Genomic DNA, 15,736 nt, shown 5'->3' with positions numbered 1-15,736 from the left:
GGGTCACACGTCGGTTACGAGAAGAGCGCGTCCGCCAGCGACGGCGTCGCCTGTCTGAGCCGTATCTCGAAGTCGGCCTCGACCGAGTCCGTCTGGATCTCGTTGCCGACGCTCGTGTCGATCCGGTATTCGACGCGGATCTCGACGGTCTCACCGGCACCGACACTCCCGAAGTCGAGTTCGGCCACGCCGTCAAGCGACGAGGCGGGGACGAAGGTGGCCACGTCGCCGACGGCGAAGAGCCGCTGGCCCGAGTCGCGGACGGCGTAGACCCGAACCGTGGCCGCGTCGGCGAGTTCACCTTCGCCCACGCCGGGGTCGTCGCCCGTGATGTCGACCGCCCGCTCGGGGTCCGTCCGTCCGTTCTCGTCGCTTCGGACCGACAGGTTCGACAGGGAGAGGACCCCGGCGTCGCTGCCGTCGTTTCGGACGACGATGCTCGACCGTCGCTGCGCGCCGGGCGCGAGACCGTCGCCGGTGAAGAGGTCGGTCGGTGCCCCGGAGACCAGCGTCAGACGCACCGCGGGCGGCTCGGACGGGGTGGCCGTGGGAGTCGCGGTCGGCGTCGATGGCGTCGACGTTGATGGCGTCGTGGTCGGCGTCGACGTGGACGGCGTGGGGGTCGGCGGCGTCGGGTCCCCACCGCCACCCGTCGACCGCCGGGTGTTCTCGACGACGAGCCGGTACGAGACGGTCTGTTGGGCCTGTGCGACCGCGGTGTCGCCGCGGGAGGCGACGGCTCGAACCGAGACGAACGAGGTGTGCGTCGCTTCGGTCCCGTCGAGGGAGTTGTCGTACACCGCAGACCGCGTGGCGTCGAGGTAGACGAGGTCGGTCGTCCCGAAGGCCTCCGCGAGGGTGAGCGTGGAGCTGTCGGCCGCGACGGTTCGCGCACGGGCGAGTGCCCAGCCGTCGGCTTCGCTCCACGTATGCACCTCGACCGTGACGGTGTCGACGCTCCCGGTCCAGCGGAGGTCGCCGTCGAGGCTGCCGTCGACCCGACCGACGGTACCCATGGCGGACTGGACGGAGACCGGGTCGGCGACGACGGCGTCGACCGTCAGCGTCACCGGGTCGTCGGGCATCGGCGTGGTCGTCCTCGCGTTCGTCCCGGTCGGGTCGTCGGCCGAGGGGTCGGTGGGGTCGTCGGTCGGAGGGTCGCTCCCGTCGGTCGTCGACTGGGACGTCGTGCCCCCGGGTGGCTCCGGCGTCGACGACGGCGACGTCACGACGTCCAGCCCGCCGCCAGCCGACTGCTGGGTCGGGCCGTCCGAGGGCGCGGCCACGTTCGAGTCGCCGAACAGCGTGCCGACGAAGCCGATTCCGGTCCCCGCGAGGACGACGACGGCGACGAGCACCACGAGGACGTTCCGGCGGGTCACGAACGGCACGACGGCCGCGGCGAGAGCGGCAGCGAGGGCCGCGACGCCACCGAAGAACCACGCGACGAGCGCGCGACGGGGGCGGACTTCGACCAAGAGGGCACCCGCGACGACGACGGTTCCTGCCGGGAGGCGGTCACCCGTGTCGGTCTCCCGTTCGGTGTCACCGCTGCTGACGACGGCGATGCCGCTGTGGACGATGCCATCGACCGGAAGTCGCTCGCCGACACCGACCGAGACGACGTCGCCCGAGCGGAGTTCGTCGGCGGCGACGGTCTCGAACGCGCCCCCCTCCGTGCGGCGACGGACGTCGCCGGTCACAGGTCGCTCCAGGCTCGGGTTCGACCCGAGGGCGTGGTCGGGATGGCCACTCCTACGGGTCGGCAGTCACGTCGTGAGACGTCGTATCGTGAGACGGCTATCGGAACCGGGAGGGAGACAGAGGCGGCGTCCGAAGGCGGTCGTCCGGTCGAGCGGCTGGGTCGGAGATACATAGTTCTGAGTCGAGAGTTGTGGAGACAGCGACCGTGATGGTGTGTCTGTTCTCCTCCTCGAACCCGGACTACGTATTCATCCGCCCCATGCGTTCACGTAATGGGTCACAGAACGAGCACAATCACTCGTTAAACCGGCTCTCAGGCCCAGGTGACACGGTTTACTACCGTTTTCACCAGCCGTCGATGAACGAGATAAACGATTCGACGAGACCGAGTACCGTACAATGGTGGTATCGGGTTTATGTTGACTGCTGAACTGTATCTCAGACGTCAATGTCTCTCCAAACAGAACAACGGGCGGCGGGGGAGGGGGCGGCGGATGCGGAGAGTGACGGTTCGGGGGACGAGGAGCTCTCGACTGACGAGCTGTTTCACATCCTGAGTAACCGGCGACGGCGGTACGTGCTGCACTACCTCTTTCAGCGCGACGAACCGGTCGAGCTGCGGGAGCTTTCGGCACAGCTGACGGCCTGGGAGAACGACGTGGAGCTACAGGGCGTCACCCACAAGATGCGCCGCAGCGTCTACAACTCGCTGCAACAGACGCATCTCCCGCGGATGGCGAAGTCGGGCATCATCTCCTTCGACGACCGGAGCGGGACGGTCGAGTTGACCTCGCGGGCGGTCGACTTCGACATCTACGTCGACATCGTTCCCGGCCGCGAGATCCCCTGGAGCGTCTACTACCTCATCCTCGGGGCGTTCTGGCTGTCGGTGCTCCTCGCGACGCAGTTGCTGCCCGTGGCTCCCTTCACGACCTTCGACCAGGTCACCTGGTCGCTGTTCATGGCGGTGAGCTTCACCGTCTCGGGGGCAGTCCACGTCTACGTCAGCCGGAAGCGCCGACTGGGAAGCAGCGGGAAGCCGCCGGAGCTGCGCGTCGAGGAGTGAACGCTGTGAAGGCGTGAGTCAGTGGCTGTGCATGACACACACGATGTTCTCGGCCACCAAACAGCCTCGCCCTGAACAGTTTGGGTTCGGTGCTATCGACGGCTAAGTCGGCCGCAAACGGCTCGGACGCCGGTTTTGTAACGGGTCGCTCTCACTCCCGCGGGCAGTCGTACGTGTCGCGGACGGTGTTCGCCAGCATCCCGTCGGCGGCGAAGACGATGTAGACCACGACGAACGGGTCGTCGGCGGGGCGCATCACGAACACCTCGCGTTGGTCGTCGTCGTCTCTGTTCTCGTTTACCCGGTCGATGAGCGGCTCCAGCGGCAGGACGCCGCTCTTGAACTCCTCGAAGATGTCGCGCGCGCCGGGCTGTTCGGCGAAGACGTAGAGGACGCCGTTGGCCGCGCCGTCGGTGTCGTACGTCACGCGGGAGTTCATGCCCTCGTTGTCGGCCTCGGCGTTCTGCCACGTCTCGCGGGCGGCCTCGAACAGCCCCGTCACGTCGTCGACGAACTCGATTCGCGTGCGCTCGTCGACCGAGAGCGACGAGAACCGTGGGGTTCCCTCCTCGGTCCACGCCAAGGTCGCCTCGACGACGAAACCGGGGCGCAGTCCGGCGACGATGTCATCGAGAACACTGTCGTAGCCGTCGGTCCGGACGTACGTCGGGTCGAGGCTCTCGAGGTCGATGAGGAGGAGTTCCGGTCGCTCGCGAGGGCTGTCGAGGACGCGGAACCGGCCGCTCGTCGTCAGTTCCATGGATTCGGGTTGCGGTGGAACGTTCTTAAGCCGGTTGGTCTCGTGGGTCGCCCCGACTTCTCGGTCGGTCTCACGAGCGTTCGCGCAGTCACTCCAGTCAATACGCTCGCTGGGACCGGCTGGGCCGACGACGCAGCCACCCGCCTGCCACGCGGACTGTCCCACCGCGTACCAAGGTTCTATGTCCCGGTCGGTGAATGGGGAAACATGGTACAGGTCGTTGACGCGTCGACACTCGTCGGCGCGGGAGCTGTCGTCGTCTTACTCGTGTGCAGTGCCTTCTTCTCGGGGAGCGAGATCGCCATCTTCTCGCTGGAACGCCACCGGCTGAACGCGCTGTTCCAGCGTGGCCCGGAGAAACTCGTCGCCCCGCTGCGTCGCCTCCGCGAGGACCCCCACCGGCTGCTCGTGACCATCCTCGTCGGTAACACCATCGTCAACATCGCGATGGCCTCTATCGCCACCGCGGTCCTCGCCCGACTGTTCAACCCGACGACGGGCGCGGTCGTCTCCACCGTCTTGATGAGCGGACTCGTCCTCGTCTTCGGCGAAATCTCGCCGAAGTCCTACGGGGTCGCCAACAGCGAGTCCCTGGCACTGCGAGTCGCTCGCCCGCTCGAACTTATCCAGAAAGCACTCTATCCCATCGTGGGCTTCTTCGACATCGTCTCCCGTGGCATCAACCGCGTCACCGGCGGCGGCCAGGACATCGAGCGACCCTACGTCACCCGCGAGGAGATCGAGTCGCTCCTGACGACGGGCGAGCGCGTCGGTGCCATCGACGAGGCCGAGCGCGACATGGTCCAGGGCGTCTTCGACCTCAGTTCGACCACCGCCCGCGAGGTGATGGTGCCCCGCGTCAACGTCGTCGGCGTCGACGTCGACACCCCGCTCGACGAGGTCATCGAAATCTGCTCGGCCAACCGCATGACGCGCCTCCCGGTCTACGAGAAGGCTCTCGACCGGATGCTCGGCATCGCCGACATCCGCGACGTCGAGCGCGCCGCCCGCGAGGGATTGGACCTCCGCGACGTGCTCCTGCCGACGCTCCAGGTGCCCGAGAGCCGCGAGATCGACAGCCTGCTCACCGAGATGCAGGAGAAACGCGTCCCGATGGTCATCGTCCTCGACGAGTTCGGCGAGATGGAGGGCATCATCACCATCGAGGACATCCTCGAAGAGATCGTCGGCGAGATATTCGAAGTCGGCGAGGAACGGCTCATCCGCCCGACGTCCGACGGCCTGCTCGTCAAGGGCGAGGTGACCGTCGGCGAAATCAACGACTTCCTCGACGTCGGTCTGCCCCGTGAGGGCGACTTCGAGACGGTCGCGGGACTCATCAACACCAAGTTGGGCCGCATCGGCGACGTGGGCGACACCGTCGAAGTCGCGGGCGTCTCGCTCACGGTCGACGGCGCCGAGGGCAACCGTATCAGCCGCGTCCGGGTGAAGCGGCTGCCCGAAGAAGACGTGCCGGGCACGGGCAGCGAGTAACTCCTCACTCGACGGTCGCCGGGCGCGCGTGGACGGTCAGGACCGGCCGCTCGGCCGCCCGCAGGACTCGCTCTGTCGTACTGCCGAGCAGCAGCGACTCCAGGCCGCTGGCACCGTGCGTGCCCATCGTGATGAGGTCGGCGTCGATTTCCGCCGCGTAGTCCAGTACCGTCCGCGCGGGGCGGCCACGGCGGACCGCCGTCACCGTCTCGATGTCTGCGGTCTCGAAGCGGCTGCCGACCTCGCTCGTGACCCGCGCGCCCATCCGTTCGTAGCCGCCGATGAGGTCCACCACGACGTCGGGGTCGAACACGCTCACGTCGACGACGTAGAGGACGTGGACCGTCGCGTCGAACGCCGTCGCCAACGCCTCGGCGTGGCGGACGGCCGCGTCCGCACCCGTACTGCCGTCGGTCGGCAGCAGAATCGTCTCGTAGTCGGGCTGTTTCGTCCGCGGACCCCCGGCCACGAGAACCGGCGCGGTCGCGCCCGTGACGACGCGGGCGGCCGTACTGCCGAACAGCGTCTCGGCCAGCCCGCTCCGACCGTGGCTGCCGACGAGCACGAGGTCGGCATCGTTGCTCTCCGCGTAGTCGAGAACCGTGCGGTGGACGACGCCCGAGCCGACGGCACTCACCACGTCGACACCGCGGCCGCGAGCGCGGTTGGCGACCGTCTCGACGAACGCCTCGGCGCGGCGGCGTCGCGACGAGTGGACGTGGTCGCGCGTCTCTCCGTTATCCGGGCCTTCGTACGGCGGGACGACGCCGAGGACGTGGAGCGTCGCATCGAATGCCCCCGCGAGGGAGACGGCGTGGTCGGCCGCGAGCGTCGCGCCATCGCTACCGTCGGTGGCGAGGACGAGCGTGTCGAAAGAGCGGGTCATGGGGGAACTACGCGCTCATCCATCATGCTGTTTGCGCCGAACGACGGGCGATGGGCTGGGAGCGTCGCTCACGCGATTCCCTTCAACAACGTGCCGACGACGAACGCGACGGTCGCCGCGAGCATCCCGACGGCGAACATCTCGCCGCCGTTGACGACCCAGCTACGCCGCGTGACGAAACTCCGGCTCGCGCCGACGACGAAGAAGGCGATGCCGGTAAAGAGGATCGAGACGCGAAACAGCGGTTCGATGACGAGGACGTAGGGGACGAGCGGGAGTGCCCCGGCGACGACGAACGCGAGGAAGGTGACGAGTGCGGTCCGCCCCGGCGTCTTGCCGTCGTGGTCGACCTCGTTGCCACGTGCGGCCTCGTAGTCGGCCTCCGACCGTCGGCTGAGGAAGTTGCTCATCCCCATCGAGAAGCCGTCCGCAAAGAGGTTTGCCGCCCCGAGGATGAGGACGATGGTGGGGTCGAGTGCCGCGCCCGCGACACCGGCGACGACCGCGAAGGTCGTCACGATGCCGTCGTTCGCGCCGTAGATGACTTCGGCGATATACTTACCCGAGGGATGGACCTCGTCACCGAGCAGCGTCTCCAACATAGCCCCCTCTACGCCCCCGGTCGACAACGGTGTTTTCCCCTACCGGGTGAGTTCTGCCGCCGCCCGGAACAAACCATCCAGGATCTCCGGTGTCGTCGGATGGTACGCCCGGTCGGGCAGCTCGTGGACGTCCAGCCCCAGCTCCACGGCGACCTGCATCGTCTTGGCCATCACGTCGGCGTGGTAGTGCAGCCCCTGATACCCCAACACCGTACCGTCGTCGGCGTCGACGACGAGCGTCGCCCGCCCCCGCGGCGTCGCCTTCGTCTTGAACACGCCATCGTCGCTGGCGTCGCGGGAGACGGCGACGAAGTCCAGCCCCGCCGCCTCGGCGGAGGCCCGCGAGTGGCCGACGCGGGCGTAGGGGTAGACCGACGCCGCCGAGAAGACGACGTGGTGGTGGACGTTCTCGTAGTCGACCATCTCGGACGCGTCGCCCCGAGCGTGGGCCAGCAGGTTGTCGGCGGCGAGATAGCCCTGCTCCTTTGCGACGTGCAGGATGGGTTCCTTGCCGTTGACGTCGCCGACGACGAAGACGGTCTCCGCATCTCTAGCCTGCATCGTGTCGTCGACCCAGTCCGCTCCGACCGACAGCGGCGTGTTCTCCAGCCCGAGTCCGTCGACGGTGGGACGGCGGCCGGTGAAGAGAAAGAGCTGCTCGGCCTCGACGACCTCGCGCTCGCCGTCTTTCTCGACGCGGAGCCGGACGCCGCCGTCGTCCATCTCCTCGACCGACTGCTCGGCGGCGTTGGTCAGAATCTCGACGCCGAACTCCTCGCGGTAGATGGCGAGTGCCTCGTCACCGAAGGCAGGGTCGGCCTCGTCCAGCGGCCGGTCGTCGTGTTCGATGACAGTGAGATCAGACACGCCCGCCTCTTTCAGGTAGGGGACGAGTTCCATGCCGACGTAGCCGAAGCCCATCACGACGCCCGAGTCGGGCAACTCGGTCGCGTCGAGCACGTCCGCGCTCGTCATGTAGTCGACGTCGTCGATGCCGGGCAAGTCGGGGACGTGGACGGACGAGCCGGTGGCGACGACGACGTAGTCGGCGTCGAGTTCCCGCTCGCCCGCCTCGCCGTCGATGTCGCGCACGCGGACGGTGTGGTCGTCGACGAACGTTGCCGTTCCGTGGAGGAACTCGACGCCCTCCGTCTCCGCCATCCGGTGGACGGCCGCCCGGCGGTGTTCGGCGAAGCCGAGGACGTGGTCGTCTTTCGTCGCCACCGTCGCTTCGAGGTCGATCGTGGGTGGCTCGCCGTCCAGCCGGTGGTCGTGGCGGGCCTGATACCGGTGGGCCGCCGCCGAGAGGACCTCTTTCGAGGGCATACAGCCTTTGAGAATACAGAGCCCGCCGCCGGGCTCGCCGTTGTCGACGAGGGTCAGCCGGTCGATCTCGCGACCGACGTGGTCGGTGAGCGACTCGGCGACGGCGACGCCCGCGCTCCCGTAGGCACCGATGATGACGACGTGCATTGTCGGAGCCTCGGAGCCGAGCGGATTAGGTGTTGTGTCGGGTGGGCGTCGAGGGCACAGAAAACCGGAAGACGCTGCGGGGTTTCTTGGTGAGGGACCGTGGTCGCGTCGGGCCGACTACCGCGAGATGGCGTCGCCCTCGTCGGTGACGACTCGCTCGACTTCCTCGCGCGTGACGAGTGCCACGTCGCCGCCGATGGTCCGCTTGAGCGACGCGGTGGCCGCGCCGTAGGCCAGACAGTCCTTGAGGTCTGCGCCCGCGACGCGCTGGGCGAGGAAGCCGCCGACGAAGGCGTCGCCGGTGCCGATGGCGTCGAAGGTGTCAGCCTCGAAGACGCCCTGTTCGGCGACCTCGCCGTCGTGGAGCGCGAGCGAGCCGCTGTCGCCGCGGGTGACGACGACCGTATCGAAGTCGTACGTCGAGGCAAGATGGTTGGCGACTTCGACGGCGTCGCCGTCGAGGTCGAGGCAGGTCCGGACGTCGCTGATGGGGGCGACGAGCACGTCGACGTAGGGGAACAGCTCGCGGTAGCCCGCGGCGGCCTCGGCGGGCGACCAGAGCTTCGTCCGGTAGTTCAGGTCGAACGCCGTCTCCGTCCCGTTCGCCTGGGCGTGGTGCAGCAGCGTCTTCGTCGTCTCGGCGGCCGTCTCGGAGAGCGCGGGCGTGATGCCGCTCGTGTAGAACACCTCGGCGTCGGCGATGGCGTCGGTCGGGAGTTCCTCGGCCGTCGCGGTCGTGATGGCGGCGTCCGCGCGGTCGTAGACGACGTTGGTGCCCCGGGGCGAGCCACCGTATTCGAGATAGTAGGTGCCGACGCGGCTCTCGGGGCGTTCGTCCCACGCGACGGCGGCGTCGATGCCGTAGCTCTCTAGTTCCGATGTGACCCGACGGCCGAGCGACGAGTCCGGCAGCTTCGACAGCCACGTCGTCTCACAGCCGAGGTTCGAGGCCGCGACGGCGACGTTGCTCTCCGCGCCGCCGGCCTGCACGTCAAACTCGCGGGCGCGCTCCAGTCGGTCGCCGCGGGGCGGCGACAGGCGAAGCATCGTCTCTCCGAAGGTGACGATATCTGTCATACGCGGGGGGTCGGGAGGGGAGCTAATAAGTCCCAGTCGTTCGGCGGAGCCGCGGCGGTTACTCCTCGCGACGCCGCCCGGCGTGGCCCGGATAGTCGCGCTCGAAGCGGTCTTCGATCTCGCCGCGGTCGAACTCGATGATGACGGGACGGCCGTGCGGGCAGGCGTAGGGGTTCTCGCAGGCGTCGAGCGCTTCGAGGAGGTCGACGACGGACCCCTCCGTCAGCGACGTGTTGCCCGTGATGGAGGGGTAACAGGCGAGGTCCGCGAGCAGGTCGTCGGCGACGGCGTCGACGGTCTTCTGTCCGCCTTCCTCCGTGACGAACGCCGTCAGCGCGTCCCGCAGGAGTTCGGGGTCCAGCGTGGCGTCGAAGACCGCGGGCACCGAGCGGACCGCGACCGTCCGGTCGTCGACCCGCTCGGCGTCGAAGCCGAGTTCGGCGAGTGCCTCGGCGTACTCCTCGAAGAGCGCGGCCTCCCGCGCCGTGAGTTCGAGCGAGACCGGGTCGGCCAGCCCCTGCGCCGACGCGCCGTCGCGGAACTCCCGTTGGAGGCGTTCGTAGTTCACCCGCTCGTCGGCGGCGTGCTGGTCGATGAGGACGAGCCCACTGCTCGTCTCGGCGACGAGGTAGGTGTCGAACAGTTGGCCGAGCACCCGCAGCGAGGGGAGACTGTCGTAGTCGCCGCCGACAGTGGCCTCCTCGCCGTCGAGGGCGCGCTGGCTGGTCGGCCCGGCGACGCTGAACTCGGGCGTCGCGTCCGTCGTACCGCTTTCGTCGTCCGAAGCGTCGTCGCCGAGCGAACGCTGTTCGGACGCCTGCCACGACCGGGGCGAGGGACGCGTGCCGTCCGGGTCGTCCTCGCGTTCGTGCTGCTCGGGGAACTCCCACTCGTCGGTGGCCGCACCGAAGTCCGGTGTCACGTCGGTGTCGCCCTCGGTCTGGCTCGCTGCTGACGACGACTCGGCCGAGCGGGCGTTGTCGACGACCCACGCGTCCCCGTCGCCGTCGTCTGCGTGGTCCCGCACCGCTGCACCGCCCGACGTGGCCGGTTCACGCTCCCCGCTGGTGACTGGCTCCGTGCTGGTCTCCGTGGCCGCGGTGTCGGCAGTGTCGGCGGTATTGGCAGTCTCGGTAGTATCGGCAGTATCAGTGGTGTGGGTGTCAGTACCGCCCGTCGCCGCCGTATCACCGGACGATTCGACACCGTCGTCACCGACGGGTCGCTCGGTGTCCGTCGCTGGCGACGGCTCCGACTCTTCGGATCGCTCCGGCGCGACCGCGGTCTCGTCGGGCGCAGACCGCCCCCGCGGGGCCGACGACCGGACCAGCCCGCCTTCCAAGAGCGCGGATTCGACGGCCGACTCGACGGCCGCCTTCACGCCGGATTCGTCGTCAAAACGGACCTCCATTTTTCGCGGGTGAACGTTGACGTCGACCGAATTGGGAGGAACGTCCAAGAAGAGCACCGCGAAGGGGTAGCGGTCGGGGGCGAGTTGGCCGCCGTAGGCGTCGAGGACGGCCTCTCGGAGGACGCCAGCGGTGACGTACCGGCCGTTGACGAACGTCGAGAGATACTCTCGCCCCGACCGCGTCGTCTCGGGGTGGCTCACGAGCCCCGACACGGCCGCGACGGCGTCGCTATCGGGGTCGGCGTCGACGGGCGTCATCGCCTCGGCGACCTCGCGGCCGTAGACCGACAGGACCGTCGATTCGAGACTGCCCTGGCCCTCGGTGGCGAAGACCTCGCGGTCGTTGTGTTCGAGCGAGACGGCGACGTCCGGGTTCGCCAGTGCGTACTGCGTGACGACGGTGTTGACGTGGTCGAACTCCGTCGCGTCCGTCTTGAGGAACTTCTTGCGAGCAGGCGTATTGAAAAACAGGTCCTCGACCTCGATGGTCGTCCCCGCCGGACAGCCCGCCGGTCGGACCTCGCCGACGTCGCCGCCCTCGACGGTGACTTCCGCACCCGCGCTGGCGACGTCGCGGGGTTTCGAGCGGATGGTCGTCCGCGAGACGGCACTGATGGTGTGAAGTGCTTCGCCGCGGAAGCCGAGCGTCCCGACGCCGGTTTCGAGGTCGTCGATGTCGGAGATCTTGCTCGTCGTGTGCTCTTGGACGGCGAGTTCGAGTTCCTCGGCGGTCATGCCGACGCCGTCGTCGCGGACGCGGACGCCGTCCTTGCCGCCGTTGTGGACGGCGACCGAGACGCGCGAGGCGTCGGCGTCGAGACTGTTCTCGACGAGTTCCTTGACGACGCTGGCGGGGCGTTCGACCACCTCGCCCGCGGCGATGCGCTGGATCGTCGTCTGGTCGAGTGCCCGGATGGTCGGCCGGTCCGTGGCTTCCTCGCGGTCGGTCATTCGAGTCCTCCCTCCCGGAGTCGCTGTGCCCGCTCGACGGCGGTCGCCTGCGTGTCGCTCAGACGGTCGGCCGCCGCCGACGGCGCGAGCCAGTCGTACGCGGTGTGCTCGTGGCTGAGCGTGACGGCCGTCGTCTCGGCGACACAGAGATAGTAGACGCCGTACCGCCCCTCGCCGCGGTCGTTGCGCCACGAGATGGTGTAGATGGGGCGGCGAATGACGACGTCGAGACCCGTCTCCTCGCGGACCTCGCGGCGGAGTCCGTCGACCGTCGACTCACCGACGTCGAGGCGGCCGCCGGGGAGCTCCCAGCCGCCGTCGCTCGCGCGGCGGACGACGAGCATTTCTTCGCCGTCGAACAGTACCGCCCGCTGGCTCACCGTCGCTCTCAGTGGTTCCTCCGTCATCGCCGCACCGTCTGCCGTGTCACTGCGCGTTCGAGTGCCACGCGGAGGTCCGAGGCCGCAGGGACCGTCTCGACGGCTGCCTCGGGGTCGGCCCACTGCCAGTCGTGGTGTTCCTCGCCGAGTTCGACTCGCCGCTCGTCGGTCGCACAGCGGTAGACGACCGCGTAGCGACCGTCGCCCGCGTCGGTCTCCCACGCCTCGGTGTAGACCGGGCCTTCGACGTCGATGTCGAGACCCGTCTCCTCGCGGACCTCGCGACGCAGTCCCGAGACGACGTCCTCGGACGCACCGAGACGGCCACCGGGGATGTCCCACGCGTCGTTCGACTCCCGGCGCAGGAGGAGGAGGTCTCCGCTCGGTCCGAACAGCGCTGCCTTCTGGCTGACCGTCACCTGCAGATGTTCGTCACTCATCGTTCGTCTCCCAATCGGTCCTGCCACTGTTGAACCTTTGCCATCAACTCGAGTGGCGAGGTCGCCTCGACGTCGGTCCCGCGCAACTCGTCGAGAATCGCTTCGGTTTCGGGGTCGAGCGCGGGGCCGGTCTCCGTTGTCGACTCGGCCGAGTCGGTTGTCTCGGCAGCGGCGTGGCCGTTCGTCGCCGCGACTGCAGCCTGCGTCGCTTCCTCGTCGTCCCCAGCGGCTTCGCTCGCGTTCGCGCTGTTTCCGGCCGCGAACTCCCCCGAGCCGAGGTCGAAGACGGCCTGGACGGGTTTGCCGCTCCCGCCACCCTTCGCCTCGATGGCTTTCTCGTTGCGCAGACGGTCGAGCACGTCGGTCGCGCGGTCGACCACGGGCTTCGGCACGCCCGCGAGGTCGGCGACGTGAATCCCGTAAGAGCGGTCGGTCGGGCCGTCGACGACGGTTCGGAGGAAGGTGACGTCGCCGTCGCGCTCGTCCGCCGCGACGTGGACGTTCTGAACCCGCGGGAGATGGTCGGCGAGACCGGTCAGCTCGTGGTAGTGCGTCGCGAAGAGCGTCTTCGCCCGCACCTCGTTGTGCAGATACTCCGTCGCGGCCCACGCGATGGAGATACCGTCGTACGTGGCGGTCCCTCTCCCCACCTCGTCGAGGATGACGAGCGAGTCCTCGGTCGCCGAGTGCAGAATATTGCTCAACTCTTGCATCTCGACCATGAACGTCGAGCGACCCTGTGCCAACTCGTCGAGCGCGCCGACACGGGTGTAGATGCCGTCGACGACGCCGACCGTGGCACTGCGGGCCGGGACGAAACTCCCCACCTGTGCGAGGAGCGTGATGAGCGCCGCCTGTCGCATATAGGTCGACTTGCCGGACATATTCGGCCCGGTGACGATGAGGAAGCCGCGCTCGCGGTCGAGTCGGAGGTCGTTCGGCACGAAGTCGGTCGTCTGCTCGACGACCGGGTGGCGGCCCGCTTCGATGTCGAGTGCGTCGCCCTCGTCCAACTCGGGACGGACCCAGTCGTTGCCGGCGGCGTGCGTCGCCAGCGAGGCGAGCGTGTCGACCTCGGCGAGTGCCCGACCGACGTCCTGCAAGAGTTCGGCCTCACTCGCGACCCGCTCGCGGAGCTCCTGGAACAGTTCGTATTCGAGGTCGCCGCGGACTTCTTCGAGCCGCAGGATGTCGCGCTCTTTCTCCTCCAGTTCGTCGGTGACGTACCGCTTCGAGTTCTTGAGCGTCTTGATTTCGCGGTAATGTTCGGGGACCTTGTCGGTGTTCGACTTGCCGACCTGGATGTAATATCCATCAGTTTTGTTCCGGTCGACCTGGAGATGCTGGATGCCGTGTTCGCGCTTCTCGCGGGGACCGAGGTCGTCGAGCCAGTTTTTGGCAGCTTCGTGCCGCTCGATGAGGTCGTCCAGTTCGTCGTCGTAGCCGCGCTGGAACAGTTCGCCCTGCGTAACCGTCTTCGGCGGCTCCTCGGCGAGCGCGTCGTCGAGTTCGTCGTGCAGGGCCTTCGCCGCCTCGCGGTCCGGCCGGTCGACGACCTCGGACAGCGGTGAGTCGGCCAGCCGACTGCCCGCGATGGCGTCGGCGAGCGCGGGGAGGATTTCCAGCGTGTCACGGACGGAGAGCAGTTCGCGCGCGCCGGCACTTCCGCTGGCCGACCGGCTGGCGAGCCGTTCGAGGTCGTACGCGCCGTCGAGCGTGTCGCGGACGCGCTCGCGGGCCAGCGCCTCCGAGGCGAGTGCCTCGACAGCGGCCTGTCGGCGCTCCAGTTCGTCCGGGTCGCGTCGCGGGCGGGTCAGCCACTCCCGCAACATCCGGCCGCCCGGACTCGTGACGGTGTGGTCGAGCGTATCCAAGAGAGAGCCGTCGCGCTTGCCCTGCATCGTCTCCGTGAGTTCGAGGTTGCGCTGGGTCGTCGCGTCGAGTTCGAGATGGTCCCGGGCGTGGTAGGCCTGCAGCCGCGTCATCGACTGCAGCACGCCGGCACCCGTCTCGTCGACGTAGGCGAGGACGGCTCCCGCAGCCCGGACGGCGCGTTCGGAGTCCAGCCCGACGCTGGCGAGTGCCTCGTCGCCGAACTGCTGGCCGACGCGGTGACGGGCGCGGCCGGGCGCGAACGCCTCGGCCTCGTGCAGCGACAGGGAGGCGTCGGTGCCGTCGCGGATGGCCGAGAGGAAGTCGTCGTCGCCGCGGAGAGTGGGTCCAGGAAGGATTTCGGCGGGGGCGAAGCGGTACAGTTCGGCGTGGGCGTCGGCCGCGTCGTCGACCTCCGTGACGAGGAAACGGCCCGTCGTGATGTCGGCGAAGGCGAGACCGAAGCCGTCCGCATCCTTCACGACGGCGGCGAGATACTGGGCGTCGGCGTCCGTCGTCTCCAAGAGCGTGCCGGGCGTGACGACGCGAGTGATCTCGCGGGCGTGGCCCGACTCGGTCTCGTACTGGTCGGCGACGGCGACGCGGTAGCCGCGTTCGACGAGTGCCTTGAGGTAGGGCGTGAGGTCGTTGAGGGGGACTCCCGCCATCGGGTAGGAGGAGCCGTGCGAGGACTTCTGAGACACCTTGAGATCGAGTTCCTTCGCGACCAACTCGGCGTCGTCGGCGAAGAACTCGTAGAAGTCGCCGCACTGCATCGCCAGAATATCGGCGTCCGTCTCCTCCTTGAGGGCGAGGAACTCCCCGACGATTCCCGTTGCAGTCATACACGGTTCTGCGGGAGACGGCGGCTAAAACACTGTGGGTTCGCGGGATATGGCTCCGGCACTCACTCCGACCGACGCCGCGCGAGGACCGCACCCGCAAGCGACAGCAGTACCGCCGCGACGACCGCGGGGGCGACGCCGAAGCCCGGACTCAGGACGCCCGTCGGCGCGTCGCTCTCGACCTCGACGCGCGTGTTCGAGTAGGCGTTCTGTCCGCTGGACTCGTAGGTCGCCGTCGAGCCGTTCACCGAATCTGCGCCCTCGGCGCGTTGGATGTCGCCGGGCATATTCACCGTGTAGCGCAGCCGGAAGTCCGCGAGGCTGACGCCGCCCGCCGCGCTGTCGGCGACGGAGGCGTTGAAGAACGTCGTGTCGGTGTAGACGACGCTCCCGTCCGTCCGGGTGACGTTCAGCCGGTCGTTGTCGACGGGGTTCCACTCGGTGACGACGAGCGTGACGGAGGCGTTCTCGCCGTCGAGCGACTCGTCGACGGACACGTTGGCGGCGTTCGAGACGTTGACGTTCGCGCGGAGCTGCTGGCCGAGGGAGTCGAAACCGTCGTCGACGGCGGCGTCGTTGAGCAGGCCGTAGACGGTCGTCGAGGTGGTCAAGTCGAGTTCGTAGCGGTCGATGCTACCGTCGGCGGCGACGTCGGAGTCGACGGTCACCGTCGCACAGCCCGAGAGAGCGACGAGGAGGGCGAGCGCGAGCACTGCGGGGAATCGTCTGTCCATGGCTGGCGCACGACCGGCTGTCGCAAAGTCGTTCCGGCCTG

The 15,736-nt window shown here is 68.4% G+C and carries 13 protein-coding genes; 2 read left to right on the top strand and 11 right to left on the bottom strand.

Going from position 1 to position 15,736, the window contains the following annotated elements:
- Positions 1-14: 14 nt before the first annotated feature.
- Positions 15-1,703 carry a P-type ATPase actuator domain-containing protein gene (locus tag BLR57_RS19585; protein WP_211603145.1) on the bottom strand — a complete coding sequence of 563 codons (1,689 nt, stop codon included), beginning with the start codon at positions 1,701-1,703 and terminating at the stop codon, positions 15-17.
- Positions 1,704-2,152: 449 nt separating this feature from the next.
- On the opposite strand from BLR57_RS19585, the gene BLR57_RS02195 reads away from it, so the two are divergent.
- Complete coding sequence (locus BLR57_RS02195) at positions 2,153-2,770, top strand: DUF7344 domain-containing protein (protein ID WP_089693705.1); 618 nt, start codon at positions 2,153-2,155, stop codon at positions 2,768-2,770.
- Positions 2,771-2,921: 151 nt separating this feature from the next.
- Here the strand turns inward: BLR57_RS02195 and BLR57_RS02190 are convergent, their stop codons facing one another.
- Positions 2,922-3,530, bottom strand: coding sequence for a DUF6663 family protein (locus BLR57_RS02190; protein ID WP_089693703.1), 609 nt, complete (start codon positions 3,528-3,530; stop codon positions 2,922-2,924).
- A gap of 207 nt (positions 3,531-3,737) precedes the next feature.
- On the opposite strand from BLR57_RS02190, the gene BLR57_RS02185 reads away from it, so the two are divergent.
- A complete protein-coding gene (locus BLR57_RS02185) occupies positions 3,738-5,024 on the top strand; it encodes a hemolysin family protein (RefSeq protein ID WP_089693700.1) in 1,287 nt (428 codons plus the stop codon).
- 4 nt (positions 5,025-5,028) lie between these two features.
- Here BLR57_RS02185 and BLR57_RS02180 read toward each other — a convergent pair whose 3' ends face one another.
- From BLR57_RS02180 to BLR57_RS02140, 9 genes are all read right to left on the bottom strand, one after another.
- Positions 5,029-5,910 (bottom strand): universal stress protein, encoded by an 882-nt coding sequence (locus BLR57_RS02180; protein ID WP_089693699.1) that lies wholly within the window; start codon positions 5,908-5,910, stop codon positions 5,029-5,031.
- A gap of 68 nt (positions 5,911-5,978) precedes the next feature.
- Entirely contained in the window at positions 5,979-6,512 is a 534-nt protein-coding gene (locus BLR57_RS02175; protein WP_089693697.1) for a VIT1/CCC1 transporter family protein, read from the bottom strand.
- A 39-nt stretch (positions 6,513-6,551) separates the two neighbouring features.
- Positions 6,552-7,985 carry a dihydrolipoyl dehydrogenase family protein gene (locus tag BLR57_RS02170; RefSeq protein ID WP_089693694.1) on the bottom strand — a complete coding sequence of 478 codons (1,434 nt, stop codon included), beginning with the start codon at positions 7,983-7,985 and terminating at the stop codon, positions 6,552-6,554.
- 117 nt (positions 7,986-8,102) lie between these two features.
- Positions 8,103-9,062, bottom strand: coding sequence for a bifunctional 2-dehydro-3-deoxygluconokinase/2-dehydro-3-deoxygalactonokinase (kdgK1, locus tag BLR57_RS02165; protein WP_089693693.1), 960 nt, complete (start codon positions 9,060-9,062; stop codon positions 8,103-8,105).
- Positions 9,063-9,120: 58 nt separating this feature from the next.
- Positions 9,121-11,424 (bottom strand): DNA mismatch repair endonuclease MutL, encoded by a 2,304-nt coding sequence (gene mutL, locus BLR57_RS02160; protein ID WP_089693691.1) that lies wholly within the window; start codon positions 11,422-11,424, stop codon positions 9,121-9,123.
- Positions 11,421-11,831, bottom strand: a complete 411-nt coding sequence (locus tag BLR57_RS02155; RefSeq protein ID WP_089693689.1) for an NUDIX hydrolase — start codon at positions 11,829-11,831, stop codon at positions 11,421-11,423. Before BLR57_RS02155 ends, mutL begins: the two co-directional genes overlap by 4 nt.
- On the bottom strand, positions 11,828-12,244 hold the full coding sequence (locus BLR57_RS02150) for an NUDIX hydrolase (RefSeq protein ID WP_089693686.1): 417 nt from the start codon (positions 12,242-12,244) through the stop codon (positions 11,828-11,830). The genes BLR57_RS02155 and BLR57_RS02150 overlap by 4 nt, the downstream gene beginning before the upstream one ends.
- Positions 12,241-14,961: a DNA mismatch repair protein MutS gene (mutS, locus tag BLR57_RS02145; RefSeq protein ID WP_089693684.1), complete on the bottom strand. Its 2,721-nt coding sequence runs from the start codon at positions 14,959-14,961 to the stop codon at positions 12,241-12,243. Before mutS ends, BLR57_RS02150 begins: the two co-directional genes overlap by 4 nt.
- Before the next feature lie 62 nt (positions 14,962-15,023).
- On the bottom strand, positions 15,024-15,695 hold the full coding sequence (locus BLR57_RS02140; protein WP_089693682.1) for a hypothetical protein: 672 nt from the start codon (positions 15,693-15,695) through the stop codon (positions 15,024-15,026).
- Positions 15,696-15,736: the final 41 nt, after the last annotated feature.

It is taken from the genome of Halogranum gelatinilyticum (genome assembly GCF_900103715.1).
GTDB classification, from domain to species: domain Archaea; phylum Halobacteriota; class Halobacteria; order Halobacteriales; family Haloferacaceae; genus Halogranum; species Halogranum gelatinilyticum.
The sequence above is the reverse complement of the archived record's forward strand: the minus strand, read 5'-3'. Positions and strand labels throughout refer to the sequence as shown.

Excerpts from the sequence above, each read along its gene's own strand:
- kdgK1 (WP_089693693.1), bottom strand. The coding sequence starts at position 9,062 with ATGACAGATATCGTCACCTTCGGAGAGACGATGCTTCGCCTGTCGCCG.
- mutL (WP_089693691.1), bottom strand. The coding sequence starts at position 11,424 with ATGACCGACCGCGAGGAAGCCACGGACCGGCCGACCATCCGGGCACTC.
- BLR57_RS02140 (WP_089693682.1), bottom strand. The coding sequence starts at position 15,695 with ATGGACAGACGATTCCCCGCAGTGCTCGCGCTCGCCCTCCTCGTCGCT.
- mutS (WP_089693684.1), bottom strand. The coding sequence starts at position 14,961 with ATGACTGCAACGGGAATCGTCGGGGAGTTCCTCGCCCTCAAGGAGGAG.
- BLR57_RS02150 (WP_089693686.1), bottom strand. The coding sequence starts at position 12,244 with ATGAGTGACGAACATCTGCAGGTGACGGTCAGCCAGAAGGCAGCGCTG.
- BLR57_RS02180 (WP_089693699.1), bottom strand. The coding sequence starts at position 5,910 with ATGACCCGCTCTTTCGACACGCTCGTCCTCGCCACCGACGGTAGCGAT.
- BLR57_RS02175 (WP_089693697.1), bottom strand. The coding sequence starts at position 6,512 with ATGTTGGAGACGCTGCTCGGTGACGAGGTCCATCCCTCGGGTAAGTAT.
- BLR57_RS02170 (WP_089693694.1), bottom strand. The coding sequence starts at position 7,985 with ATGCACGTCGTCATCATCGGTGCCTACGGGAGCGCGGGCGTCGCCGTC.
- BLR57_RS02185 (WP_089693700.1), top strand. The coding sequence starts at position 3,738 with ATGGTACAGGTCGTTGACGCGTCGACACTCGTCGGCGCGGGAGCTGTC.
- BLR57_RS02190 (WP_089693703.1), bottom strand. The coding sequence starts at position 3,530 with ATGGAACTGACGACGAGCGGCCGGTTCCGCGTCCTCGACAGCCCTCGC.
- BLR57_RS02195 (WP_089693705.1), top strand. The coding sequence starts at position 2,153 with ATGTCTCTCCAAACAGAACAACGGGCGGCGGGGGAGGGGGCGGCGGAT.
- BLR57_RS02155 (WP_089693689.1), bottom strand. The coding sequence starts at position 11,831 with ATGACGGAGGAACCACTGAGAGCGACGGTGAGCCAGCGGGCGGTACTG.